The sequence below is a fragment of the Enterococcus thailandicus genome, from assembly GCF_001886265.1.
In the GTDB taxonomy this organism is placed as follows: Bacteria; Bacillota; Bacilli; order Lactobacillales; family Enterococcaceae; genus Enterococcus_B; species Enterococcus_B thailandicus.
Map to the genome: position 1 here is coordinate 69,702 of NZ_JXLE01000002.1, position 26,121 is coordinate 95,822.

Here is a 26,121-nt window from a genome sequence, read left to right on the forward strand (position 1 = left end):
AATAAATTTAGACAGCTTGAAGAAGTTGGTGGGTGAATGACCCCACTCAGTTGTCAACTTCCTATTTTTAATTGAACATAGACGAAAAGGAGTTAAAAAAATGAAAAAAATTGCTTATTTGAGCATTGCTATCGGCACACTTGGACTATTGGCAGGGTGTCAAAGCAATGAGAAGCAGGATCAAAGCCAAAATCAATCGAACACACAGACGAGCCAAACACAAGCAATGAAAGACAATCACAGTTCAACTACTGCTTCTTCCGTGGCAGGAAAATCAGTTGAAGGTGACTTACGCGTCTCAGTTGAAGAAGCAATCAAAACCTATCAAGCTACTTATCCTGATAGTGATATCACTTCTCTTGAATTAGATACCTCATTTGGTGCTTATTATTACAAGATTGAAGGAGTCAATGACACAACTGAATTTGAAATCAGGGTAGATGGTGTCACGAAAAAGGTGGAGAAAGAGCGAGAAGAACAACTTGATAGAGATGAGCAAAATGGTGTAAAACGAAGAGAAGATAAAATTGACATCCAAAATTTATTGAGTATAGAAAAGGCTGCTGAGATTGCTGTCCAGCAAGTTGGCGGCGGAACAGCAACGGATTGGGATCTAGATAAGGATCTTGGTATTACTTTCTGGGAAGTTACTGTTGAAAACAACCAACAAGAAACAACTGTTAAAATGAATGCTCAGACAGGTGAGATTTTAGAAACCGAAGTTGATGACTAAAATAGCTCTTCGAAAAAAACGCTCTCAAAATAATTGAAATTCTTGTCCATAAGATATAGTATATACCGTGAAGTATATACTATATCTTTTTTTGTAAAAAATCAGCCAAATTTAAAGGAGCTCAGACTATTTTTATGGTGGAAAAAGAAACTAGAAATAAATTTACGCAAGTCGCTTCAAAAATTGAACAGCGAATTGAAGAAGGAACCTATGTCAGTTCGCAAAAATTACCTTCAGAATATGATTTAGCAAAAGAGTTTCAATGCAGTCGTTTAACAATTCGAAAAGCAATTGATCTGTTAATTCAAAAAAACGTGTTAGTAAAACGACCAGGAAAAGGCAGTTATGTGATGTCTCAACAGAAGATTCAAAGTGGGCGCGCAGGTCTCCAAGGGTTTACTGAAGCAGCTAAAGCATATGGTAAGACGAGTAAAACAGAAGTTATTTCTTTTCGAAGATTACTCACAGACAATGAAAAAATTCGTAGCGCACTACAGCTGAATCCGGACACAGCCATTTACGAATTAATTCGAAGACGTTTACTTGATGGTGAGCCAATGACCGTTGAGAAAATCTACTTAGCAGAAAACTTTATTGCAGGTTTTACGATTGAGGATTTTAATGGTTCGTTGTTTGAACTATTGGAAAAACAAGTTGAAATCGCCTATTCTCATCAAGAAGTCGAAGCGATTTTAGTTGAGGAGGAGATGGCAGATTTATTAGATGTTTCCTTAGGCAATCCTTTATTAAGAGTGCAGTCTGTCACGTATGCCATTGATGCAGAACCTATTTTTTATGACATTTCATATTATCGAGCTGACCGTTATACATTTAAAAATACACTAACTCGTTACAGCCAATAGGAGGTCACTATGAACATTCACCAGTTAATCGAAGAGAACAAAGAACAGTTTTATCAAGATTTGAATGAAGTAATAAAGATCAAAAGTGTGAAAGGGACACCCGAAAAAGCAGCGCCATTTGGTCGAGGGCCAAAAGAGGTACTTGAAAAAGCCCTTTCTTTGTCTAAAAGCTATGGATTTGAAACTTCTAGTGTGCAAGATGCAGTTGGGTACGCACAATGGGGAAAAGATTCTGAGTATATTGGAATTGTTGGACATTTGGATGTTGTCCCCGAAGGTACAGACTGGTCATTTCCACCCTATCAGTTAACAAAAAAGGCTGGACGTTTTTATGCACGTGGAATCTTAGATAACAAAGGTCCTATTATGGCGTGTCTGTATGGTATGAAGTTATTAAAAGAAGCTGGATTCGTCCCTAAAAAAACGATTCGAATCCTTTTTGGAACAGATGAAGAAAGTGGTAGTTCTGACATTCCGATGTATTTGAGCCAAGAAAAGCCACCGATATTCGGTTTTACGCCTGATTGCAAATATCCCGTCGTGTACGGAGAGCGTGGAATTGTCAACTATCAAATTTTGACTGCTTTTGATACGCAAGAATTAAATCAACTCAGTAATATTAATGGCGATCAAGCAAAAGATCATGTTCCTGACCAATTAGCTGTCACAGTCAATCAGGAAGAAATCATGGTAACTGGGAAACGAGCCCCCTCTAATGCACCTGAGTTAGGCGAAAATGCCATTACCTTATTAGCTGAAAAAATCAAGACCAACCAATTATTAACGGGAGAATTACAGGACTATTTTTCTTGGATAGTAGATTCGCTCGCGAATCAACACAACGGGGAAGGATTAGCTTTGAATTTTGAAGACGAAGACAGTGGAAAACTGATTTTGACCCCCTATGAATTGTTGAAAACAGAAACCGGTTTGTCCTTATCTATTGCCATCCGTTATCCTGTTTCCGTAACTGAAGAAGAAGTAACCGAAACGCTTCTTAGACAGTTACCAAAAAATAGCGAGATGGAAATTGTTCGTCGAATCAAAAGTAGTTCGTTTCCTAAAGAAAATCCACTTGTCCAAAAGTTGAGTGCAGTTTATGAAGAGGTAACGAAAGAAGATGGTTCACCCGTAACGACTACCGGTGCAACTTATGCTCGGTTTATGCCAAACATTGTCGCATTTGGTCCTTCATTTCCAGGCCAAAAAGGGATCGCACATAATCAAGATGAGTACATGGATGAACGTGACTTACTGCTGAATTTGGAAATTTATATGAGGGCAATCATTGCTTTGACTGAATAAGAACCCAAAAAAGATCTAGGATAAAAATTTTCCCAAATAGATAGACCGCCTAAAATCCGTTTTTAAAAGCGTTGATTTTAGGCGGTTTTAAAATTGAAAACATGCTGAGAGGGACTAGATTTTTCATTTTTTCGAATAAACGGTACTCAAGAAGTAACTTTTCCACATAGCTTTCAGCCATCTCCAAATATAAGCTACGGCTTTGAGCGACAGCTTGCCATCTTGTTTGGAGCTGAACGTTTTACATCGCAACCTCTATCCATGGTGTTCCCAAAGTAGCTTCTTCGGTAATAAGTCCTCTTTTCTTAAAAATATGGGAAGCTATTTTTAAGAAAAGGTTCCTTATTACTTGAAGCTAACCACTTTGTGCCACAACCTTTATCCACGGCGTTCAAGAAGCAACTCCTCCATATAGTTTGCATCCACCTCAAAATATGAAAAGCTATTTTGAGTGTTTGCTCACTATCTTGTCGGAGCTAAGCGTTTTGTGCACAACCTTTTTACAGAAATGAGAGCTTGATTGTTTTTTTATGAGAAAGTCAACTTTTTAATTCTTTCAGTATATACAAAACAGTATATACTAATTATAATATTTTTGTGAAAGCGCATTAATTAAAATGGAATAGAAAGGGTGAATAGAATGCAAGGTGCAATTGCTACTTGGCGAATGGCACATGATGGTGTCGTTGAAGCACTACGACTTTTAGAAAAAAATGAACGAGCTGGAGATGCTGTAGAAGCACTGATTAAAACTGTGGAGGACTATCCGTATTATAAATCAGTGGGTTATGGTGGATTGCCAAATGCTCAAGGCATTTTAGAAATGGATGCCGCTTTTATGGATGGCGACTCTTTTAAAATTGGCGCAGTTGCTGGAATTACGGATGTTAAAAATCCTATTTCAGTGGCTAGAAGTTTAAGTGAAGAAAAATTTAACAGTTTTTTAGTTGGAACTGGTGCAACACAATATTCGATGCTGCATGATTTTGAACGAAAAAATATGTTAACACCTCGTGCCCATAAAATTTGGGAAAAGCGATTAAAAGAAATCCAAGAAAAACAGTTGGATCCTTATGATGGTCATGATACGGTTGGTTCTATCACCTTAGATACCTATGGGTCGATGGCAGCAGGAACTTCCAGCTCAGGTTTGTTTATGAAAAAGCCTGGACGTGTCGGTGATTCACCACTTTCTGGTTCAGGCTTTTATGTCGATAGTACGATTGGTGGAGCAGCTGCAACTGGGCTAGGCGAAGATTTGATGAAGGGCTGTTTATCTTACGAGATTGTTCGACTAATGGGCAGCGGAGCTAGTCCACAAGAAGCTTGTGATCAAGCAGTTTATTCTTTTGAAACAAAACTTAAAGAGCGCTATGGGAAAGCTGGCGCATTCTCACTCATTGCAATGAATAAGGCAGGCGAGTGGGGCGTGGCAACCAATGTTGAATTCACCTTTAGTGTCGGTACACAAACACAAGCACCACAAATTTTTCTTGCTAATCCAGGGAAAAATCAGACAACGTTGATTGAACCAATCACGCAGGAATGGTTAGAAGCCTATGAGAAAAGAATCAAAGCACCAATTGATTAAAAATAAAAAACATTTAAGGAGTGAATTATATGAAGAAAAAAATTTATTTGTTTTGTGATGCAGGTATGTCTACAAGTATTATGGTCAATAAAATGATGGAAGTCGTTCAAGCACACCAGATGCCATTAGAAATTACTGCCTTTCCAGTTGCTAGAGCACAAGAAGTTGTTGAGCAGGAAAAACCGATTGCCATTTTATTGGGGCCTCAAGTGCGCTTCTTGCTCGAAAAAGTTCGGACGCAGTTTTCACCACAAAATATTCCGGTTGCTGCAATCTCTCCAGAAATCTATGGCATGATGGACGGTGAAGGTGCGTTAAAAGAAGCACTTAAATTAATCAAGAAAAATAAACAATAACGTGGAGGTCGACCATGCAAAAATTTTTGAATTGGCTGGAAAAAGTACTAACTCCTTTAGCCAAAGTCATCGGTGAAAATAAATATTTAGTTGCTATTCGTGATGGATTCCTATTGTCAACACCACTATTGATCGTCGGCTCAGTTTTTCTTTTAATTGCTAATTTTCCTCTTCCTCAGTGGAATGAATGGATGTCTGCCTTGCTTGGTGACAACTGGGAGGCAATGATGTCTGTACCTGCTAGTGCGAGTTTCGATGTCATGACCATTTTGGCCGTAGTCGGAATTGCGTACAGTTTAGGGAAACAATTTCATGTTGATGCAATGCAGTCTGGGATTATCGCACTGGTTTCCTTCTTTATTTTAACTCCGTATCAGACATTATTTACACCAGAAGGAAGCACGACTGTTTATGAAGTAACTAGCTTGCCTTTGAAGTGGATGGGGTCTAGTGGGTTGTTTCTTGGAATGATTGTTGCGTTGATCTCTACTCGTTTATTCGTTGCAATGGTACGTAAAGGTTGGACGATCAAGATGCCGGATGGTGTTCCACCTACTGTAGTCAAATCATTTGAAGCACTTATTCCAAGTTTTGTAGTAGTAACAATGATGTTTTTAGTAAATTGGCTTGTTTCCTTGACTTCTTATGGCAATCTGCAAGATGTTATCTTCACCTTCTTACAAACGCCGTTATTAAGCTTAGGAAATACGTTAGGCGCTATGATTATCGCATATCTTTTCTTGCATTTCTTTTGGTTTTTTGGAATCAACGGAAGCAGTGTCGTTGGTGCTGTGTTCAATCCAGTTCTTCGAGCTTTATCCGTCGAAAATCTGCAAGCATTCAAAGACGGACATGAAATTCCGAACATCATTACCGGTCAATTTCAAGATATGTTCGCGACTTTTGGTGGTGCAGGTTCAACCTTGTCGTTAATTGTGGTAATGGTTCTATTCTGTAAAAGTCAACGAATCAAAAAGCTTTCACAATTATCGTTAATTCCGGGTATTTTTGGAATTAACGAACCAGTTATTTTTGGGTTACCGATTGTTTTGAATCCTATTTTGTTGGTTCCTTTTGCTTTAGTTCCAACAATCAATATCATTATTGCGTATTTTTCAATGAATATCGGATTGGTTCCTTACACAAATGGAATTCAGTTACCATGGACAACACCACCAATCATTTCCGGCTTTTTAGTGAGTGGATGGCAAGGTGCTGTGTTACAAGGACTTTTATTTGTTTTGGGGATGGCAATCTATTATCCATTTATCAAAGTAATGGATGTCCAGTATCTTCGTGAAGAGGTTAAGACTAGGGAAGAAGAACTAGATGAAATCAACTTAGATGATTTTGATTTCGATGATATTTAATTTTTTAACTTAAAAGAACCAACAAGACAATGGTGATTCTTGTCTTGTTGGTTTTTATTTATTAGAAAAGACGTAGTACATAAAACAAAAAAATAACAAATTTAAAAAAAATTTAAGATAGCAACCTAGATGATAGTTAGATATAATAGAAGTGTTTTTAACGACCAACGATGGTTGAAGCAAAAATTGGGAGGATACAGATGAAAAGAAGCGAACAGAAAAAAACAAAAAGCTCTGTCCCATATATTTTAGGCGCTGTAGCACTCATTGCAATAGCTGGTGGGGGATTTTTCTATTATCAACATGATCAAGAAAACAAAACTGTCGATGAAGCGAAAACAACGATTAAACAATTTGTAAAGGCACTTGATAAAGGCGATTATCAAAAAGCAACGACCTTTTTAACAACAGCTACAAAAAAATCGAAATGGACGACTCAAGACATTTTGGAGAAGTACCAGAATATCTATGATGCTGTTGATATAAAAGGATATACCGTGTCAGATTTAACTGTCGAAAAAAAGAAAAAAGATACCTATACTTTTTCTTACACAGCTAAAATGAGCACTGCTTTGGGTGAGCTAAAAAATCTGACTTTTGAAGGGACACTGACTCGCGAAAAAACAGGACCCAAAATCAACTGGCAACCTAATTTGGTTTTCCCTACTATGGAAAATGGGGACAAAGTCAGCTTGAACACACAAGAGGCAACGCGTGGTGAAATCCTGGATCGAAACGGGGAAGGATTAGCAACCAATGGCCAGTTGAAGCAACTCGGTGTTGTTCCAGGTAAGTTAGGCGAAGGTGCAGAAAAAGAGGCAAATATCAAAACTCTTGCTGAGAGGACACAACTAACAGAAGATGCAATCACTCAAGCTATCTCACAAAGTTGGGTTCAACCAGATTACTTCGTTCCACTCAAAATCATTGATGGGGAAACACCAGAATTACCTGCGGGTGCAACTATTCAAGAAGTAACTGGACGATATTATCCATTAAGTGAAGCTGCCGCACAATTAATTGGTTATGTAGGTGACATCACTGCCGAAGATATCGAAAAGAATCCAAAATTAAGTAGTGTAGGAAAAATTGGACGCTCTGGTTTGGAAATGGCTTACGATAAAGAATTACGAGGAACCAACGGTGGGAAGTTAGTTATCACAGATGAAAATGGGAATGAAAAAAACGTACTTCAAGAACAAGAAGTGAAGAATGGCAAATCAATTAAATTAACGATTGATGCAAAGGCTCAAAAGACTGCCTACGATGAATTAGGTGGAGAAGCTGGCTCGACTGTAGCTACCACACCAAAAACAGGCGATCTACTCGTTTTAGCAAGTTCACCAAGTTATGATCCGAATAAAATGACCAATGGTATCTCTGAAAAGGACTACCAAGTGTATGCCGATGACAAAAACCAACCATTTATCAGCCGTTTTGCTACTGGTTATGCGCCGGGTTCGACATTTAAAATGATTACTGCCGCAATTGGTTTGGACAATGGCACACTAAATCCTGAAGAGAGCTTAAACATTGATGGATTAAAATGGCAAAAAGATTCTTCTTGGGGGTCGTATGAAGTGACGCGGGTAAGCGATGTGGCACAAGTTAATTTACGAAATGCGTTGGTTTACTCTGATAATATTTATATGGCACAACAAACATTGAAAATGGGAGAAAAAGCTTTCCGATCGGGCTTAGATAAGTTTATTTTTGGTGAAGATTTAGACCTACCAATCAGTATGAATCCTGCACAGATTTCTAATGAAGATAGCTTCAAATCAGAAATTTTATTAGCAGATACTGGTTATGGTCAAGGAGAATTATTGATTACACCTATCCAGCAAGCAACGATGTATTCCGTTTTTGCTAACAATGGAAATCTTATCTATCCTAAATTAGTTTTAGATGCAAAAACGAAAACGAAAGACAGTGTGGTTAGTGACTCCGCTGTTCAAACAATCTTGCCAGACTTGGAAGCTGTTGTGACTGATCCTAATGGGACAGCACATTCACTCGCTAGCTTAGGAATTCCTTTAGCAGCAAAAACAGGTACAGCAGAAATCAAGGAAAAACAAGATGAAAAAGGGCAAGAAAATAGTTTCTTATTTGCTACAAATCCAACTAACCAAGGCTATCTCATGATTAGTATGCTAGAGGATAAAAAAGAAGGGGACTCTGCAACACAACGAGCACCAGAATTAGTAAACTATCTAAATGAAACTTATCAATAAAGGTTGTGGCGCAAAACGTTTAACTCCGAAAAAATAATGAATAACTGACAAAAATAGTTTTTCATATTTTTGGACAGGTATGAGTTATTTCGAGGAGTTGTTTGGGGAACACCGTGGATAAGGTTGTGGCACAAGGTGTTTAGCTTCAAGCAAGAAGAATTTCTTTCTAAAAACAGTTCCTCATGTTTTTATGAAGGAAGGAATTATTGCCGAAGGAGCTGCCTTGGGAACACCGTGGATAAGGTTGTGGCACAAAGCGTTTAACTACGACAAGATAGCAAGAAGTTGCTTGGTGAACACCATCTATCCAGAAAAAGTAGGTATGACAAAAGTCTTGTCATACCTACTTTTTTATTGTTCTAGGGTAGTTAATTGGTACAACTGAAGACATCAAAAGCTCTCAAAAAAATAATTTATAAAAAGTAGTTGACAAATAGTTCGGTGCCGAACTATAATAACTAACGAAATAAAGTTCGGTACCGAACTAAAAGAAAGGAATTTTGAAGATGAGTGAATTATCTGAACGTTTGATGAAGCAACTACGTTTTATTAGTGAAGCAAGCAATGCTTTTATGAGTCAAAAAAAGCAAAAATTTACTGGGCAACAACGAGTTTTGGCAATTTTACGACTAGAGGATGGATTAGTCCAAAGCTACCTTGCTGAAGTTTTAGATTTACGACCAAGCTCGTTAGCAGAACTAATGAAAAAAATGGAAAAAAGTGGGGATGTTACCCGTGAGGAAGATGAAAATGATAAACGAACAAAACGCGTTTATCTAACGGAACAAGGAAGAACAAAAGCGGAAAAGAATGCATCCTTCAAACAAGAAAATCAAAGCGAAATCTTTTTTGCTGGTTTAACTGAAGAGGAGCAGACAACGTTTAGCGACTTATTAGAAAAAATCTCTAGTGGATGGAGCAGTGAATTTCATCGCCAATCAGAAAAGTTTATTGATCCATTAGATCGTTTCCAAGCAATGCAAGAAATGCGGGAAGCTTTATTTGAAGAATACGGTGGAGATTGGCAAAACTTACCACCTGAAGATTTACGAAAAATGCGTCGCGAAATGAAACGAATGATGCGAAAATCGCCATTTGGTGAACGTGGTGGTCGTCCAGACTTTTCACAAGATTTTCCAAATCGATTTGGTCGTGATTTTCGACGTGAGTTTTGGAGAGGCAGTCCAAATGAAAGACAGCATCCATTCAACAAAGATGATTCGCAAAGAAACAATGATGATGAGTGGGAAGATTTTTAACGATTAAAAATTTTAGAACAAGTTTTTAGGTATTAGGAGGAAAAGAACATGGCACGAGGCGGCGACGGACAACCCGCAAGATTTGCTGAAGAACTACCAGCATCTACTGGAACATTTAAATTCAAAGATTTTATGAAATTGATTAACAGTGTAAGCTCCAAGAAAGGTTTGTTTTTATTTGGGATCTTACTCAGTCTAGTCACAAGTGGAGCAAGTTTGGTCGTCCCACAGTTAACAAAGGGGCTGGTTGATACCAGTGAATTATCAAAAATTGACGGGAAAATGGTCGCAGTGCTACTTGTTGCATTTGCCGTTTATCTTGGTTTTGGAACGATTGGTGGTTTTTTACTTCGTTATGTTGGTGAACATTCTGTTAAATCCCTAAGAGAAAAGTTATGGGCACATTTACTTCATTTACCTGTAGGTTATTATGATGAACATAAATCAGGTGAGAGCAGTTCTCGTTTAGTAAATGACACAACGGTGATCAAAGATTTAGTGACGACTCAATTTCCAAACTTTATCACTGGTGCAATCCAACTAGTTGGCTCAGTTATTATTTTGATCATTATGGATTGGAAGATGGCGACGCTGATGTTTGTTGCAATACCAGTCGTCATGATTATCATGATCCCAATTGGTAAGATGATGTCTAAGATTGGTCGTCAACTACAAGGTGCGACAGCTGATTTTAATGCCGATGCTACAGAAAAACTTGCTGAGATTCGTTTGATCAAATCAAGTAATGGCGAGGAAGCAGAAAAAAATAGTGGTCGTACGTTTATCGAAAAGATTTTTGTTTTAGGTGTCAAAGATGCCAAAATAGAAGCTGTTTTACAACCAATCATGATGACAGCAATGCTTGGATTGTTTGTTGGGATCCTTGGCTATGGTGCCGTACGCGTTCAAGCAGGTACGTTAACAAGTGGCGAATTAGTTGCATTCCTTTTGTATCTGTTTAATATCATCACGCCCGTGACAAGCTTTGCGATGTTTTTCTCTCAAGCGCAAAAAGCAATGGGGGCAACGGAACGTATCCAACAAATTTTGGAAACAACGGTTGAAAAGAACGGTGAAGTAGCTGTCGATGTTGCAGGAAAAACGATTCAAGCAGAAAATATTTCTTTCAGCTATGAAGAAAATCATCCAATTCTAAAGGATATTTCGTTCTATGCAAAACCCAATACAGTGGTCGCTTTTGCTGGACCAAGTGGTGGCGGGAAGTCAACGATTTTCTCTTTACTTGAACGATTTTACCAACCAACAGCTGGTAAAATTACAGCTGGCAATCAAGACATTCAATCGTTTAATTTGAGCGAATGGCGTTCACAAATTGGCTACGTGTCACAAGATAGTGCTGTTTTCGCTGGAAGTATTCGAGATAATTTACAATATGGTTTGGGTAGAACTTTGACTGATGACGAACTTTGGCACGGCTTAAGTTTAGCGTATGCCGATCAGTTTGTTCGTGATTTCCCTGAACAATTGGAGACTGAAATCGGGGAACGTGGTGTGAAATTATCAGGTGGCCAAAAACAACGAATTGCGATTGCCCGTGCGTTTTTACGAAACCCACAAATTTTGATGTTAGATGAAGCAACTGCAAGTTTGGATTCACAATCAGAAGAAAAAGTCCAACGTGCATTAGATCATTTGATGAAAGGACGAACAACCTTAGTCATTGCCCATCGTTTATCAACAATTGTTGGTGCGGATCAAATTTACTTCATTGAAAAAGGAACAGTTACTGGACATGGAACTCACAGCGAGTTGATTCATTCCCACAACTTATATGCTGAGTACGTCAATGAACAAATCGTTAATTAAATTTGTTAGTAAATAGGAAAGAAAAAGGTAAAACAAAACGATAGTCCGTTTTGTTTTACCTTTTTTGTTTTGATCTCAATTTGCTTTAACCGTATAAATCTTTCTCGTAAAATGTTTTAAAATCAATGGAGAAACTAAAGTCGTTAGTAAAATGATGATTACTAATGGTGAATAATACCGTGCTTCAATCAACTTACTTTGTTGTCCAATTTGTAAAATAATCAGAGCCATTTCGCCACGTGAAATCATTCCCGCACCAACCATCAAGGAACTATTTCCAGAAAAGCCAGCAACTTTTGCGCCGAAATAACCACCGACCAGTTTCGTCAAGATTGCAACAATCGTAAAGGCAAGAATGAAGAAAAGTTGACTTCCGAAATTGGCGAAATCTACTTCTAGTCCTACACTGACAAAGAAAACAGGAATAAAGACGGAATAACCTAAAGCCTCTACATTTCGATAAACTTCCTGTTTGACTTTTGTCTGACTAACAGCAATTCCTGCAAAAAATGCTCCGATTACTGAACTAAGACCAACTAGATCTGCGACAAAAGACATCCCCAAACAGATGACTAGGGAAACAATGATCACAGCAGAATTTGCATAAATTTTTTCTGCGAAAGACATCAATAGAGGAGCAATCCATTTAACCAACAAGAAAATAAATACGAAATAAATCACTTGTTCCAATAAAATCAGTGGAAGAGATGTTTGGTTAGCTGTGTCACCAGTCAAGAACGAAAGACTCAAACTTAGCACTAAGACAACTAAAATATCATCTACTACAGAAGCTCCAAGGATGGTTGAGCCTTCTTTAGTATTGACCACATTTAATTCCTTCAATACCTCAACTGAAATACTTACTGAAGTTGCTGCAAGGATAATTCCAAAAAACAGTGCTTCATTTAGCGGCACATGAAAAGCTTCACCTGTGAGCCAACCAAATACTACTGGAAATAGAATTCCTAACAAAGCAACGAACATACCGGGCTTAAAATATTTTTTGAGTAAAGATAGATCGCTTTCCAAACCCGCAAGAAACATTAATAAAATCACACCGATTTCAGAAAAATCATGTACTAAAATGTTGGGATGCACCCAATTTAAACCTGCTTGTCCTAAAATCACGCCGACTAACAACTGCCCGATTACAGCGGGAATCCCAATACGACGTGAAAGATGTGAACCAAGCGTTGTCGCAATCAAAATTAGACACAAGGTTCCAATAAATTCCATTTGATCATTTCCTTTCCTTTGAATAAAAAAGAAACAGCACACCTGCTACACAAAAATCAGGCGAACCATTTCTCTTGATACAATTAACACTTAGCTTAGTTGATCGTCATTTTTTTTAATTTGAAAAAGCTGATTGCTTCTGACACGCCCATGACAATGAGCATTCCCCCAAAGATTTGGAATAAAACTAACAAACTAGCAAATGGGTTGAACAACAAAACGATTCCGCCAATCAATAACAGCACACTGTAGATAAGCCATGGTGTCGATTTCATATTCAATCCCATAATCAATTGGAAAATGCCGTTACAAATAATTGCTAAGCCTAACAAAATCGGTAAAATCGAAGCAATTGCTGGTGCAAAAAACAACACGACCAATGCCAAAATCAGAAAGATGATTCCGCTAAACAGACCAAAGCCCCAGCTTCCGACTTGTTTTTTACGTTTATAATCTTCAAATAAATTGAAAATACCTAACAAACAGAAATAAGCAGTAATCAGATAACCAATCAGATTAAAAACAGCTCTTGGATTAATAACGATCAATACGCCTAAAACGATATAAATAATAGCTCTGACTAAAGCATAAGTTTTAAAGTTTCTTTTTAATCCCTCAATCATACGAAAACCTCCTTTTCTTTCATTCTATAACATAAACTGCTAGTTTGCCAAGAAAACCGATTAGCATTCACCACTAAAAATGCAAGATAACTTATTTTAGAAATAACGCAGTAATCAAAAATCCAACAGGTCTAACAATTCACTTTCATTTGAAAATAAAATAGCGTCATTAATCAAGACGCTTGGAACATCAGTCTGTGGGATAGGTTGATTGGTGATAATCAGATCAAATGCGTTTAAATCATAGTCAACGACTTCTTCATCTGTAATAGCTAACATATCTGAACGGATTTTGTGTAAAGAAAGTGTCACATGAACATAATTACCAATGTACTGGCTATGATTGATTCCCATATCACTGACAACTAAAATCTTTTTAGATGCTACAATGCTTTGATTGATGCCTGGATAGCCATTCAACAGCCAAAAAATATAGGAAGAAGAATGGTTTAGTAAATTGGTTTCTAATAGAGCGGAAAAGAAGTGCCGTTCTGCTTGAAGTCTTGCATATAAATGGAGTTGAGTAAAGTGAATATGTCTTGTGAACAAAGTTGCTCGTTGTGTTAATTCCGTTGTATCAAACGGAATTAGTCGAGAGAATAAATAAAGACAAGTCAAGAGATGCACGATAAAATCGACTGCATCTTCTGTGAGTTGCTCAGTTTGTGAAAAAGAATTGAATTTTAGATTGGTACGGATTTTTTCACTGATATCCTTTTTTTCCTCATAAGAATATTGTTGGAAAGGTCCTTTTTGAAAATGGTAGAGTACCTCTTGATACGTTTCAACATCTAAGCCAATCAAATACTGGCTTAAAAAGACATAATCTTCGTGTTTGATTTTCATATTTTCAGGGGACTGTCTCTCGGAATAGAGTGGAAATCCCTGTTGCTCTCGCTCCAAGCTAACCATGAAATACATAATAAAAAAAGTATGCTCGTAACTATTATCACCACTGACAATATTTAATTGACAGTGGTTACGACGCATCAATTGCTTCACTTCCTTTTTGTCTAGTTGGTAAGGTAGTGCGTAGTGACCGTAGTAGATCAAAAAGAAAAAGGTAACGAAAATTCGTAATGATAATTCACCTTCTGTACTTGTTAGTTGATAGCCCTGGTCAACAACAATTTTCAGTGAATATTTCTCCAATACTTGATTACACTGTTTCAATTTTCGAGCAAAGGAGGAGCGGCTGATACAGATCGTGTCACAATAATATTCAATCGTATTGCCTGGATTTTGAATGAATTCGTTCAATAGTTGGGTATTTGTTGAGGTTTGTGCCATATCCGTTAACATTTGTAGATAAACTGAGACGTTGAACCTTTCCAAGCGATAGCCAAGTTTATGGGAAGTTTGAATCGTGAATACTGATCCCCAACGCTGTTTGATTTCTTCAATATAACGAATAAACGTTGACTCAGAGCTTCCAATATATTTTGCAAGTTCTTTTTTAGTCATCCATTTGTCAGAAATGGATAATATTCTAATAATTTCTTCCATTTTCCGATAATTATCTTCCAATAGCCTAATCATATTTTTTCCTCCCCAACCCTTTACTTTAATGAAACAACCATCGAAAGAATGAAGCAATCTCATAAATGAAACCGCTCGGTTTAAAAACTGGTGTGATTTAATTACTGGCTTCTTCGTATAATAATTATTAGATTAGAATAATGAAAAATTGTGCCATTAGCTATTCTAATTGAATTATTGACCCACAAAGGAAAGGAGAGAATAGAAATTAAATTATTGAAGAAACTTGGGGTTATTGGCGCTGTGCTATTACTTGTTTCATCTTATTTAATGCCAATCACTGTGAAAGCAGAAGCTGTTGATACCGTTGATATCACGTCAGCACAGATAACAACAGATGAAAAAGATCAGACCTCTTTAAATGTGGATCTAAATCTTATCAATCAGACAGATGCTGCACTAAAAAAAGAAATCAAGTTGACGAACGCTCGCTTGATTGATACAAAAGAACTTCAAAAAGATGGCTACTCTTATCAAGTAGAAGATCATATTCTCAGTTTAACAATTGCCAGTGGAACAAATCAGCAAGTTCAACTTTCGTTAGCTGTTGATTCTCACTCCTTAGATGTAACCCAAACACCTAAGTTATTGTACGAAAAAAATGAATTTGAAGTATCTTTTATGCCTGACGAAACTACGAGTGAGACGACTCCAAAAGAAACGGAGACTGACAGCACGACAGATAACACTATAGCAGAAGAAAGTGATGTCGAGCCAACGTCAGAAGAAATTGTTCGGCCTTTCGCCGAAGCAAAAATGGCCACAGCAGCCGATCTTTTCCGAAAAGAACATGAGTCGATTAATCCACAGTACACAACCGACAATTCAGGCACTTATCCAACAGCTAGTTGGCAACCAACTGGTAATCAGCAAGTCATCAACCATCAAGGAAATAAACAGGGAAGTAGCACTGAATGGGATGGGCAAACTTCTTGGAATGGTGATCCGCTAAATAAAACGAACTCGTATATCGAATATGGTGGTACTGGCGACCAAGCAGATTATGCAATTCGCAAATACGCAAAAGAAACTTCCACGCCCGGACTATTTGATGTCTACTTAAATGTTCGTGGAAATGTTCAAAAAGAGATCACACCTTTAGATTTAGTCTTAGTCGTTGACTGGTCAGGAAGTATGAACGATAACAACCGAATCGGAGAGGTTCAAAAAGGCGTAAACCGTTTTGTTGATACATTAGCTGATAGCGGAATTGCTGACAGTATCAATATGGGTTACGTAGGTTATTCAAGTGATGGCTACAAAAACGGAACAGTTCCGATGGGCTCATTTGACTCTGTGAAAAACCCAATCAAAAATATTACGCCAAGTAGTACAACTGGTGGTACTTTTACACAAAAAGCATTACGTGATGCCGGTAACATGTTAGCAACACCAAATGGACACAAAAAAGTCATCGTTCTACTAACGGATGGTGTACCAACATTTTCATATCATGTTAGCCGTGTTCAAACCGAAGCTGACGGTAGTTATTACGGTACGCAGTTTACTACGAGTCAAGACAAACCCGGAAATACTTCCTACATTTCAAACAGTTACAATGCGCAGGACCAGAACAATACGAATCGTCGAATCAACAGTACCTTTATCGCAACGATTGGTGAAGCCCTAGCGCTAAAACAACGCGGAATTGAGATTCACGGATTAGGTATTCAATTACAAAGTGATTCAACTGCTGGTTTATCAAAACAAGAAGTTGAAAATAAAATGCGGCAAATGGTTTCTGAAGACGAAAATGGCGATTTATATTATGAATCTGCTGACTATGCACCAGACATCTCGGATTATTTGGCAAAGAAAGCCGTGCAAATTGCCGGAACCGTTGTGAACGGAAATGTCACTGATCCAATTGCTGAACCTTTTATTTATGAACCAGATACTTTAAGTATTAAAAGTGTTGGCTCAGTTCAAGTCCCATCTATGCCAAGCATTACAATGGACGGAACAACGGTAAAAAGTAATGGTATTTATTTAGGAAAACAGCAAGAAATCCAAATTCATTATCAAATTAGACTTCAAACGGAATCAGACTCATTCAAACCAGATTTTTGGTATCAAATGAATGGACGAACAACTTTTCAACCAATGGCAACGTCAAGTGAACTTGCAGATTTTGGTGTTCCTTCTGGTAAAGCTCCTGGGGTCAAATTGAATTTCAAAAAGATTTGGGAAGAATTTGATCAAGATACAAGTAGCCGACCAGAAAGTGTTACCTATGAAGTCACACGTCAACAAGTGACAAATTCAGCAAATTGGCAGACTGGTTACATCAAGATTTCTAAACCTGAAAATGACACTAGTAACACATGGGAAAGAACCGATATCACACAGTTATCAAAAACAGCTGATGATTCTTATGATGAAACCCTTAGTCTTCCTCAATACAACAATCAAGGGAAAAATTTCAGCTATCAGATGACTAATGAAGTGGCAGTCCCGGGTTATGACCAAGAAAAAGTAGATGAAACAACTTGGAAAAACACGAAACAGTTTAAACCATTAGACTTGAAAGTGATTAAGAATTCTTCAACTGGTGAAAAAAATCTCGAAGGAGCAATTTTTGAGTTAACTGGTGATGGCGTCAAAACAACGCTAATTGACAACCAAGATGGCAGTTACTCATTGCCTAAAGAGGTTCGCTTACAAAAAGGGAAAAAATATACACTGACAGAGCTTCAAGCTCCGGCAGGCCATGAACTAGGCGAAAAAACAACTTGGAACATCGAAGTTACGAATCAAGGGACAGTCAAGATTGATGGAAAAGAAGTAACTACGAGCAATCAAGTAATTACGCTAGAAATTGAAAATCAGTTTTCCGAATTACCAATCAATATCAGAAAGTACACGTTGCAAAACGGTAAACAAGTTAATTTAGCAGACGCAACATTTGAATTGCAAAGAAAAGACGAACAAGGGACTTATCAAAAAGTGGGTACCGAAAAAACAAATCAATCTGGAATTGCCCATTTTGTAATCAATCAGTCTGGGACTTATCGCTTGGTCGAAATAACTGGCCCACTCGGCTACGATACGCTTGCTGGAAATTATGAATTCAAAGTCGATAAATATGGCCAGATTCATTACGATGGTAAGAACATCGATCAGGATGCAACGGAGTGGACAGTGACGCACGAGAATCATCTAAAAGCTTTTGATTTGACGGTGCACAAGAAAGCAGATAATCAGACAGCGTTAAAAGGTGCAAAATTCCGCTTAACTGGTCCAGATACAGATATTGAATTACCAAAAGATGGCGAAGAAACAGATACCTTCCTCTTTGAAAACTTACAGCCTGGTGAATATACTTTGACAGAAACATTTACACCTGAAGGATATCAAGGACTCAAAGAACCCATTAAACTTGTGATTAACGAAGATGGGACAGTAACTATTGACGGAAAAGAAATCGACGATGTGCTCGTCACTGGTGAACAAAACAATCAAATCAGTTTAGATGTAACGAACCAAGCAAAAATTCCTCTACCAGAAACTGGTGGAATTGGTCGTGTTTGGCTCTACTTGATCGCTGCAATTAGTTTAGCAACGGTCGGTGGTTATCTATTCATCAAGCAACGAACAGAAGGAGAGGTGTAACGAATGAAAAACGCGCGATTATTAAAACTGTGTGTGTTTGTGCTTGTATTTTTCGGCTTTTCACAACAAGCATTGGCAGAAAATACGCAAGCAAACGTTCAGATTACTTTACACAAATTACTATTTCCTGAAGGTCAGTTGCCTACAGAACAAGAAAATTCTGGTGAAGAAGGTACCTTATTACAAAATTATCGTGGGCTCAATGATGTGGACTATCAAGTATTTGACGTAACCGATTCCTTTTATCAGTTACGCAGTGGGGGAGATTCTGTTCAATCGGCTCAAACTAAATTAGCACAAACAGGCGCTTCAGCGGGAAAGCTGGTCGCTGAAGGAACAACAAGTCATGTAAACGGTGAAGATGGGATCTTATCTTTTACTTTGCCAACTAAAGACGAAAAGCAACGTGATAAAGCTTATTTATTCATTGAAGTTCATGCACCAGAAGTCGTCAAAGAAAAAGCAAGTAATCTGGTCGTGATTTTACCAGTACAAGATAGTAATGGCGCGGATTTGTCGACAATCCACCTTTACCCTAAAAACGAAGAAAATGCGTATGACTTACCACCACTAGAAAAAACGGTGTTAGAGGGAGAAAATGGATTTACTGTGGGTGATGCTGTTCACTACCAATTGAAGACAACTATTCCGGCAAACATCTTAGATTATCACCAGTTTCGTATTTCAGATACTGCTGATCCAGTACTGACGCTTTTACCGAACACATTGAAGGTATCTGTGGATGGACAAGAGTTAACCAGCGGCTATACGACGAAGACGCACGCCCATGGATTTACGTTAGATTTTTCAATTCAAGAACTCCAAAAATTTGCGAAGAAACAACTAGTGATTTCTTACCAGATGACATTAGAAAAAGATGCAAAACCTGATACAGCTATTCTCAATGAAGGTCGTTTAGACAGTGATAAACACTCCATCACAAAGAAAACTGCTGTACGAACAGGTGGTAAACGATTTGTTAAAGTCTCAAGCGAAAATCAAACAGAAAAACTGGCTGGAGCAGTCTTTATCGTAAAAGACAAAACAGGTAACTACTTACATGAATCAGCTAGTGGCTACACTTGGAACAAAGATAAACAAGCAGCAAAACAGTTTCTATCTGATCGTTCTGGAAATTTTGTAGTCAAAGGCTTAAGAGATGGACACTATTTCTTAGAAGAAATCAAAGCACCTGATAACTATGTCTTAAGTCAAGAATCAGTTCCATTTACGATTACAGAACATTCTTATGTATCAAATGGGCAAGCGACAGAGCCTTTAAAAGTCGTCAATAAAAAGATAAAACATTCAGGGCTATTACCAAAAACAAATGACCAACAAACCATTTGGTGGGGACTACTTGGAACATTATTAATTGGCTTAGTCATTGGTTGGATAATTTATCAAAAACGAGGAGCAAAAAAATGAAACAGTTTAAGAAAGTTTGGTATTTATTAAGCACATTGTTACTGACCTTACCACTTTTTACAGGCCTAGTAGGTACAGTTCCAGCTTTTGCAGCAGAAAATGATGACACAGCAAAAGTAATCTTGCACAAAAAGAAGATGACTGATTTTCCTGACCCATTGATTCAAAATAGCGGGAAAGAAATGAGTGAGTTTGACCAGTACCAAGGATTGGCTGGTGTAACGTTTAGTATCTATGATGTAACAGCAGAATTCTATGCTCAACGTGAAGCAGGCGCAACAGTCGATGCTGCTAAGCAAGCAGTTCAAGGCTTAACAACTGGCACACCTATTGCACAAGGAACAACCGATGCGAACGGAAACGTTAGCTTGGATTTGCCAAAGAAACAACAAAGTAAAGATGCAGTTTATACCATCAAAGAAGAAGCAAAAGATGGCGTAACTGCTGCAGCCAATATGGTCGTTGCTTTTCCTGTTTATGAACTAATCAAACAAGCAGATGGTTCTTACAAATACGGAACAGAAGAATTAACAACCATTCATTTATATCCAAAAAATATCGTAGCCAACGATGGTGCATTACACGTCAAAAAAGTTGGTACTGCTGAAAATGAATCTTTAAATGGGGCAGAATTTGTTATCTCAAAAACAGAAGGAACTCCGAGCGTCGTAAAATATATCCAAGGTGTGAAAGATGGTCTTTACACTTGGACAACCGATAAAAGCCAAGCGAAACACTTCATCACCGGAAAAAATTATGCAATTGGCGAAAACGATTTTACAGAAACTGATGCTGCGACTGGTGAATTAACAATCAAAAATCTTGAAGTCGGTTCTTATGTATTAGAAGAAGTTAAAGGACCAGATAATGCGGAATTGATTGAAAGCCAAACGAAAACAGATTTTACAATTGAAGCTGATAATCAAACAGCTGTAGAAAAAACAATTAAAAATGACACATCAAAAGTAGAAAAAACAACACCTAACTTAGATGGAAAAGACGTTGCAATCGGTGAAAAAATCCAATACGAAATTTCTGTCAATATTCCTTTAGGTATTGCAGATAAAGAAGGCGATGCAAACAAATATGTTAAATTCAATCTAATTGATACACATGACGAAGCTTTAACGTTTGATAACATTGCTTCAGGTGACAATGCCTACGCACTTTATGATGGTGATACAGTAATTGCACCCGCAAATTATCAAGTGACAGAACAAGAAAATGGGTTCACTGTAGCAGTTGATCCTGCATTTATTCCTTCATTAACACCAGGTGGTACTTTGAAATTTGTTTACTACATGCACTTAAATGAAAAAGCAGATCCAACCAAAGGATTTAAAAACGAAGCCAACGTAGACAATGGACACACAGATGATAAAACACCACCAACTGTTGAAGTTGTTACTGGTGGGAAAAGATTTATCAAAGTAGATGGTGATGTTTCATCAACACAAGCTTTAGAAGGCGCTTCATTTGTCGTACGTGACGAAGACAGCGATACAGCTAATTACTTGAAAATTGATGAGGCAACAAAAGCTGTTACTTGGGTGAAAAACAAAGAAGATGCAACTACTTTCACAACATCAGCAGATGGATTAGTAGACGTAACAGGGTTAGACTATGGAACGTATTACTTGGAAGAAACAGTTGCTCCTAACGACTACGTTCTATTAACAAATCGGATTGAATTTGAAGTTGATGAACACTCATACGGAACAACTGAAAACTTAGTTGCTCCAGAAAAAGTTCCAAACAAACACAAAGGAACTTTACCTTCAACTGGTGGTAAAGGAATCTACTTGTACATCTGTACAGGTGCTTTATTACTTGTTGTTGTAGGGCTATACTTTGCTAAACGTCGCAAAGAAAATGTATAGAAGCTGAACTTCCGCTAAAAAGTGAAGCAAGCCTTTCGATTAACAAAATAATCAAAGGATTCTATCTACCAAAACAATAAAAGAGCCTGAGACATTGTGTTGTCCTAGGCTCTTTTATTTATTGATCTTCATCCAAGGAGGAATCCATGAAACGAAAAAACAGACGACGAGTGATTGATAGCATAATGATTCTTTTATTGTTCATTGGCATAGGTGCTTTGGCTTATCCTTTTGTCAGTGATGCCTTGAACAACTATCTCGATCAGCAAATCATTTCTCATTATCAAACAAAAGCCAATCAAGAAAATGCAGATGCCATGGCGAAGTTACAAGCAAAAATGGAAAAGAAAAATCAGCAACTGGCTAAAGAAGGGGGAAATCCCGGACTAGATCCTTTTTCTGAACCAAAAAAGGCGGAGAAAAAACCCGACAAAACTTATTTCGAAAGTCATACGATTGGTGTTTTGACGATTCCAAAAATCAATGTTCGTCTACCTATTTTTGATAAGACGAATTCATTATTACTAGAAAAGGGGAGTTCCTTACTAGAAGGTACATCTTATCCTACTGGTGGGGCTAGCACCCATGCAGTAATCTCTGGACATCGAGGCTTGCCACAAGCAAAGCTATTCACCGACTTGCCTGAATTAACTGAAGGGGATGAATTTTATTTAGAAGTAAACGGTAAGACTCTTGCTTACCAAGTAGATCAAATCAAAACGGTCGAACCCACCGATACGCAATATCTGCATATTGAAGAAGGAAAAGACTTGGTGACGTTATTAACTTGTACACCTTACATGATTAATAGTCATCGCTTATTAGTAAGAGGTCATCGTGTGCCTTACACACCAGAAGAAGTTTCAAAAGGAATCAAAAAAGTAACTCAGCGACACCAATTTTTATTATGGGGTATTCTGTTAAGTGCATTACTTCTGATTAGTTTGTTTTTGATTCTCTTTTACAGACGGCACCAACGAAAAAAAGCCCGTAAGTAATAAAATTAGCTAACGAAATTACGCCAAAACAAGCTCGCGCTAAATAAAATCATTTATGCGTGAGCTTGTTTATTCTTTCAGCTATTAGTTGACGATAATACATTGATTCATTAGAATGTAAACTGAAAAGATTCCCAAAACAAAAGCAAGGAAACTTGCAAAATTAGGAGGAAATCCATGATTGTCAACCAGGAACGTCCAAAAAAAGCCACTGCAGCCACACATGGAAACAAGCCACTCTTTCTAGATAACGCTGATCAATCTGCCTTTTTCGACCGTCACTTTACCAATTCTGATGATGTCCGTTTTTCAGTAATCGAAAACAAAAGCCATTTAGATTCAACGGTCTTTAAAAAATATAAAAAAACTTTTTTTGACGACTGGATTGCATCTGAATAAACACAGAAAGCGACTAATTAAAGAATTGACTTGAGTCTTTTAAAAAATAAAAAAACAGAGCGGAGGATTTCATGAAAAAATTTTATTATTGGCTAGATGAGTGGGGACGTAATGATAAAATGCGTTATATTTTTCTGATTTCATTTCTTTCTGGATACTCAGTCAATAAAATTGATTCCTTTTTTCAATTCCCTGAATTTTTTCATTTTTTATTTATTTGCGGAGCCTTTTTGTTAGGTGCAAGCATCCGTGCAACTTTTTATTACAAAAAACATCCACATAAAAATTTCCAGCGAAAGAATTGAGTATTTATCCTTCATCAGTCAACTGAAACCATTTACTGGTTTCAGTTTTTTTATTCTTCACTGTAATAAATGGTTGTTCGGATATTTTGTTCATGATTGCCAAAGGTATCTCCAAATAAAGTAACGCCTCCTTGATTGACTGCCCCTTCGTCTACAGCAATTTTAAACCGATAAAATGATTGATCTTCGATACCCAGATCAGCTAGCCGAACCTCAGAAATTTTGACTCCATCAATTCCAGTATCAGAATTAGTGATGCGTAAGTGCTTTAAAAGGCCGTATTGGCTAAAATGATTCTTCCACCAATCAGGCGTTAATTTTCCCCTGACATCTGAAAAATTTCCAGGACAAGTCCAAGTACCTAGCTTGATTCCATTAATATAAAAGCTGATATCACTTGGCCAATTATTATTTGATTCTGGAAATTCTGAAGAGATTTCAAATGAGAGTTCCAATAACTGCACCGTTGAACCAACTGGTGCTTTATTAGGAATGATATATTCTACATACCCACGAGAAAACCATAAAAGGGCAGCTTCTGATCGGTGTTCGTCAACAAAGGACTGTGGCTCATCTAACAGACCAATAATCGTTTCCGTATCCGCGAGTCCACAAGTCGGCACGACCAAAAAATCAGAGAATAAGCCTAGCCGAGTTTCAACGCTTGCTTTTTTAAAAGGTAAAAAAACTTTTTGCGGAAAGACGATTTCCACTCGATCAAGTGCCAACGAAAACAAGCGCTTGTGTTGTTCGTCATCATTGAACCAAGAATCATTCAGTCGAATCAGGCGACAATCTTCTAATAGACGAACATGTCTTGAGATGATTGCCTTACTTAAATTGAGTTCCTTCGCAAGTTCGGTAACAGTCAAACCTCTTTCTGCTAGCAATTGCAAAATCGCTAACCGTGTTTCTGATGCTAATGCTTTATAAGTTGGTAAAGAATGTTGGTCTAAATATAATTCCATCTTAATGGTTCCTTTCATAAATAATTTAGTTATGTATGTAAGTAAACTATATCTCCGCTAGAGAATACAATTGCCTAATCGAATTGTTAACTATTGGGTTAACAGAGCCTATAGAAAATAAAATACACTCGTTAACTTCTCAGTTGAAAGTGGCTCGAACCTTGCTAAACTTATTGACGATACCCATGGTTCAAGCTAACATTTCTACTTGTAAGCGCTTAATACTATCGATAGGAAACCAACTCAAAAGGAGAGTGTCCAAAGTGTACTATAAAAAAATCATCAAATTTGCGGGGATCGCCATTTTAAGTTTTAGCTTGGCCGCCTGTGGCAAAAGCTCGGAAAGTTCAGCCAAAACCGAAGAAATTCGAATCAGCTGGTGGGGTGGTGATGCGCGGAATAAAGTCATGCAAGAAGCCATCACAGCTTTTGAAAAAGAAAATCCCACAATCAAAGTCAAGGCAGAGTTTAGTGGGTACGGAGGTTATCAAGAAAAAATGACAACACAACTATCTGGTGGCACAGCACCAGACGTCATTCGTTTGGATTCAATGTGGCTAAATCAATACAAAAACCAACTTGTTGATTTAGAGACTCTCTCAAAAGAGTTAGCAATTTCTACCAACTTTTCTGAAGAGTCCTTGATTTCACTAAAATATGATGACCATTTGTTAGGATTACCATTATCAACCAACTATCGTCCTTTGTTATACAACAAAACAGTTACAGATCAGTTCAATATCGAGGCACCCCAGTCTTGGGAAGATTTAATCGCTATGCGGGAAAAATTACCTGATGACTATTATCCAGCCGCAAATTTCTTTGGCGCTAAGTATGGTTCTCCAATTGTCTTCTTTCAAATTGTTGCGCAACAAACTGGATTACCAATTTCAGATGAGAATGGCAAGTTGAACTACACAGAAAAAGATTTCCTCACACTTGTCAATTTTTATCATCAACTCGTTGAGCAAAGAATCATTCCTTCTAAAAAAGATGTAGACAATGCAGGAACAATTGACGGCGCACCAGCACCAGCGTTACTTGAAGGAAAGTGGGTAACACTCTTTGAATTTATTGCCAACGTAAATACCATTAAGAGTCAATTGGAAGAACAAGGATTTGAATTAGCGTTAGCAGGCTATCCTTCAATGAGTAATGAAAAATCAACAGGAGTCTGGACGAAGCCATCGATGGTTTATTCTATTCCAACCTCTAGCAAGCACCAAAAAGCTGCTGCAAAGCTAATCAATTATTTAATGAATGATTCAGAAGCAAATAAAATTCAAAAATTAGAAAACGGCGTACCTGATAGTGAGAGCGGTAAACAAGCTTTAGAAGAAAGTGAACTGATTACGCCATTAGCGACAGAAATTTTAGTGGAAGGTGAGAAGAAGGTCGATACGAATCTATCCACTATGTATCGTTGGGACACAGCTAAGCTAAATGATGCAACTTTAGATATCATTACTCGATTAGATTATGGAAAAATCGACACTAAGCAGGCTGCAAAAGAATTTTACCAAGCATTCAAGGAAGAGGAAGACTCCGTGAATTAAGCCAGCTATGCTTTAACGCATAGCAAATCATGGCATCTG

20 protein-coding genes are annotated in these 26,121 nt (G+C 37.6%); 16 read left to right on the forward strand and 4 right to left on the reverse strand.

Going from position 1 to position 26,121, the window contains the following annotated elements:
• Positions 1–100: 100 nt before the first annotated feature.
• The 9 genes from RV17_RS01875 (at position 101) to RV17_RS01915 (ending at position 11,538) form a co-directional block, all read left to right on the forward strand.
• Positions 101–733, forward strand: a complete 633-nt coding sequence (locus tag RV17_RS01875) for a PepSY domain-containing protein (protein WP_067481963.1) — start codon at positions 101–103, stop codon at positions 731–733.
• Positions 734–867: 134 nt separating this feature from the next.
• Positions 868–1,596, forward strand: coding sequence for a GntR family transcriptional regulator, LSA1692 subfamily (locus RV17_RS01880; RefSeq protein WP_067481965.1), 729 nt, complete (start codon positions 868–870; stop codon positions 1,594–1,596).
• 9 nt (positions 1,597–1,605) lie between these two features.
• Positions 1,606–2,901: a M20 family metallopeptidase gene (locus tag RV17_RS01885; RefSeq protein ID WP_071868350.1), complete on the forward strand. Its 1,296-nt coding sequence runs from the start codon at positions 1,606–1,608 to the stop codon at positions 2,899–2,901.
• Between the two features lie 640 nt (positions 2,902–3,541).
• On the forward strand, positions 3,542–4,492 hold the full coding sequence (locus RV17_RS01890) for a glycosylasparaginase (RefSeq protein WP_071868351.1): 951 nt from the start codon (positions 3,542–3,544) through the stop codon (positions 4,490–4,492).
• A 29-nt stretch (positions 4,493–4,521) separates the two neighbouring features.
• Positions 4,522–4,848, forward strand: a complete 327-nt coding sequence (locus tag RV17_RS01895) for a PTS sugar transporter subunit IIB (RefSeq protein WP_067481971.1) — start codon at positions 4,522–4,524, stop codon at positions 4,846–4,848.
• 14 nt (positions 4,849–4,862) lie between these two features.
• Positions 4,863–6,218, forward strand: a complete 1,356-nt coding sequence (gene celB, locus RV17_RS01900; RefSeq protein ID WP_067481973.1) for a PTS cellobiose transporter subunit IIC — start codon at positions 4,863–4,865, stop codon at positions 6,216–6,218.
• A gap of 200 nt (positions 6,219–6,418) precedes the next feature.
• Positions 6,419–8,452 carry a penicillin-binding protein PBP4(5) gene (gene pbp4 / locus RV17_RS01905; RefSeq protein ID WP_071868352.1) on the forward strand — a complete coding sequence of 678 codons (2,034 nt, stop codon included), beginning with the start codon at positions 6,419–6,421 and terminating at the stop codon, positions 8,450–8,452.
• 506 nt (positions 8,453–8,958) lie between these two features.
• Positions 8,959–9,711 (forward strand): MarR family winged helix-turn-helix transcriptional regulator, encoded by a 753-nt coding sequence (locus RV17_RS01910; RefSeq protein WP_071868353.1) that lies wholly within the window; start codon positions 8,959–8,961, stop codon positions 9,709–9,711.
• A 132-nt stretch (positions 9,712–9,843) separates the two neighbouring features.
• The gene (locus RV17_RS01915; protein WP_249024339.1) at positions 9,844–11,538 is read left to right on the forward strand and encodes an ABC transporter ATP-binding protein; all 1,695 of its coding nucleotides are present in this window, start codon (positions 9,844–9,846) and stop codon (positions 11,536–11,538) included.
• A gap of 75 nt (positions 11,539–11,613) precedes the next feature.
• Here RV17_RS01915 and RV17_RS01920 read toward each other — a convergent pair whose 3' ends face one another.
• The 3 genes from RV17_RS01920 to RV17_RS01930 all read right to left on the reverse strand — a co-directional run bounded on the left by RV17_RS01920 (position 11,614) and on the right by RV17_RS01930 (position 14,936).
• On the reverse strand, positions 11,614–12,774 hold the full coding sequence (locus RV17_RS01920; RefSeq protein ID WP_071868355.1) for a cation:proton antiporter: 1,161 nt from the start codon (positions 12,772–12,774) through the stop codon (positions 11,614–11,616).
• A gap of 95 nt (positions 12,775–12,869) precedes the next feature.
• Positions 12,870–13,397 (reverse strand): HdeD family acid-resistance protein, encoded by a 528-nt coding sequence (locus tag RV17_RS01925; protein WP_071868356.1) that lies wholly within the window; start codon positions 13,395–13,397, stop codon positions 12,870–12,872.
• Between the two features lie 114 nt (positions 13,398–13,511).
• Positions 13,512–14,936, reverse strand: coding sequence for an AcpB/EbpR/MafR family transcriptional regulator (locus RV17_RS01930; protein WP_071868357.1), 1,425 nt, complete (start codon positions 14,934–14,936; stop codon positions 13,512–13,514).
• Positions 14,937–15,206: 270 nt separating this feature from the next.
• On the opposite strand from RV17_RS01930, the gene RV17_RS01935 reads away from it, so the two are divergent.
• From RV17_RS01935 to RV17_RS01960, 6 genes are all read left to right on the forward strand, one after another.
• Complete coding sequence (locus tag RV17_RS01935) at positions 15,207–18,548, forward strand: vWA domain-containing protein (protein ID WP_143139916.1); 3,342 nt, start codon at positions 15,207–15,209, stop codon at positions 18,546–18,548.
• Positions 18,549–18,551: 3 nt separating this feature from the next.
• Entirely contained in the window at positions 18,552–19,976 is a 1,425-nt protein-coding gene (locus RV17_RS01940; RefSeq protein ID WP_071868358.1) for a SpaH/EbpB family LPXTG-anchored major pilin, read from the forward strand.
• Entirely contained in the window at positions 19,973–21,856 is a 1,884-nt protein-coding gene (locus RV17_RS01945; RefSeq protein ID WP_071868359.1) for a SpaH/EbpB family LPXTG-anchored major pilin, read from the forward strand. Before RV17_RS01940 ends, RV17_RS01945 begins: the two co-directional genes overlap by 4 nt.
• Before the next feature lie 146 nt (positions 21,857–22,002).
• Entirely contained in the window at positions 22,003–22,854 is an 852-nt protein-coding gene (locus RV17_RS01950) for a class C sortase (RefSeq protein ID WP_071868360.1), read from the forward strand.
• A gap of 177 nt (positions 22,855–23,031) precedes the next feature.
• Complete coding sequence (locus RV17_RS01955; protein ID WP_067481993.1) at positions 23,032–23,253, forward strand: hypothetical protein; 222 nt, start codon at positions 23,032–23,034, stop codon at positions 23,251–23,253.
• Positions 23,254–23,324: 71 nt separating this feature from the next.
• Positions 23,325–23,558, forward strand: a complete 234-nt coding sequence (locus tag RV17_RS01960) for a hypothetical protein (protein WP_071868361.1) — start codon at positions 23,325–23,327, stop codon at positions 23,556–23,558.
• Positions 23,559–23,608: 50 nt separating this feature from the next.
• On the opposite strand, the gene RV17_RS01965 is transcribed toward RV17_RS01960, so the two are convergent.
• Entirely contained in the window at positions 23,609–24,526 is a 918-nt protein-coding gene (locus RV17_RS01965; RefSeq protein ID WP_071868362.1) for an ArsR/SmtB family transcription factor, read from the reverse strand.
• Positions 24,527–24,789: 263 nt separating this feature from the next.
• On the opposite strand from RV17_RS01965, the gene RV17_RS01970 reads away from it, so the two are divergent.
• Entirely contained in the window at positions 24,790–26,082 is a 1,293-nt protein-coding gene (locus tag RV17_RS01970) for an ABC transporter substrate-binding protein (RefSeq protein ID WP_071868363.1), read from the forward strand.
• The last annotated feature ends 39 nt before the right edge of the window (positions 26,083–26,121 follow it).

Bases quoted from the DNA above. Each gene is read 5' to 3' on its own strand.
- RV17_RS01875 (WP_067481963.1), top strand. From the start codon at position 101: ATGAAAAAAATTGCTTATTTGAGCATTGCTATCGGCACACTTGGACTA.
- RV17_RS01880 (WP_067481965.1), top strand. From the start codon at position 868: ATGGTGGAAAAAGAAACTAGAAATAAATTTACGCAAGTCGCTTCAAAA.
- RV17_RS01885 (WP_071868350.1), top strand. From the start codon at position 1,606: ATGAACATTCACCAGTTAATCGAAGAGAACAAAGAACAGTTTTATCAA.
- RV17_RS01890 (WP_071868351.1), top strand. From the start codon at position 3,542: ATGCAAGGTGCAATTGCTACTTGGCGAATGGCACATGATGGTGTCGTT.
- RV17_RS01895 (WP_067481971.1), top strand. From the start codon at position 4,522: ATGAAGAAAAAAATTTATTTGTTTTGTGATGCAGGTATGTCTACAAGT.
- celB (WP_067481973.1), top strand. From the start codon at position 4,863: ATGCAAAAATTTTTGAATTGGCTGGAAAAAGTACTAACTCCTTTAGCC.
- pbp4 (WP_071868352.1), top strand. From the start codon at position 6,419: ATGAAAAGAAGCGAACAGAAAAAAACAAAAAGCTCTGTCCCATATATT.
- RV17_RS01910 (WP_071868353.1), top strand. From the start codon at position 8,959: ATGAGTGAATTATCTGAACGTTTGATGAAGCAACTACGTTTTATTAGT.
- RV17_RS01915 (WP_249024339.1), top strand. From the start codon at position 9,844: ATGAAATTGATTAACAGTGTAAGCTCCAAGAAAGGTTTGTTTTTATTT.
- RV17_RS01920 (WP_071868355.1), bottom strand. From the start codon at position 12,774: ATGGAATTTATTGGAACCTTGTGTCTAATTTTGATTGCGACAACGCTT.
- RV17_RS01925 (WP_071868356.1), bottom strand. From the start codon at position 13,397: ATGATTGAGGGATTAAAAAGAAACTTTAAAACTTATGCTTTAGTCAGA.
- RV17_RS01930 (WP_071868357.1), bottom strand. From the start codon at position 14,936: ATGATTAGGCTATTGGAAGATAATTATCGGAAAATGGAAGAAATTATT.
- RV17_RS01935 (WP_143139916.1), top strand. From the start codon at position 15,207: ATGCCAATCACTGTGAAAGCAGAAGCTGTTGATACCGTTGATATCACG.
- RV17_RS01940 (WP_071868358.1), top strand. From the start codon at position 18,552: ATGAAAAACGCGCGATTATTAAAACTGTGTGTGTTTGTGCTTGTATTT.
- RV17_RS01945 (WP_071868359.1), top strand. From the start codon at position 19,973: ATGAAACAGTTTAAGAAAGTTTGGTATTTATTAAGCACATTGTTACTG.
- RV17_RS01950 (WP_071868360.1), top strand. From the start codon at position 22,003: ATGAAACGAAAAAACAGACGACGAGTGATTGATAGCATAATGATTCTT.
- RV17_RS01955 (WP_067481993.1), top strand. From the start codon at position 23,032: ATGATTGTCAACCAGGAACGTCCAAAAAAAGCCACTGCAGCCACACAT.
- RV17_RS01960 (WP_071868361.1), top strand. From the start codon at position 23,325: ATGAAAAAATTTTATTATTGGCTAGATGAGTGGGGACGTAATGATAAA.
- RV17_RS01965 (WP_071868362.1), bottom strand. From the start codon at position 24,526: ATGGAATTATATTTAGACCAACATTCTTTACCAACTTATAAAGCATTA.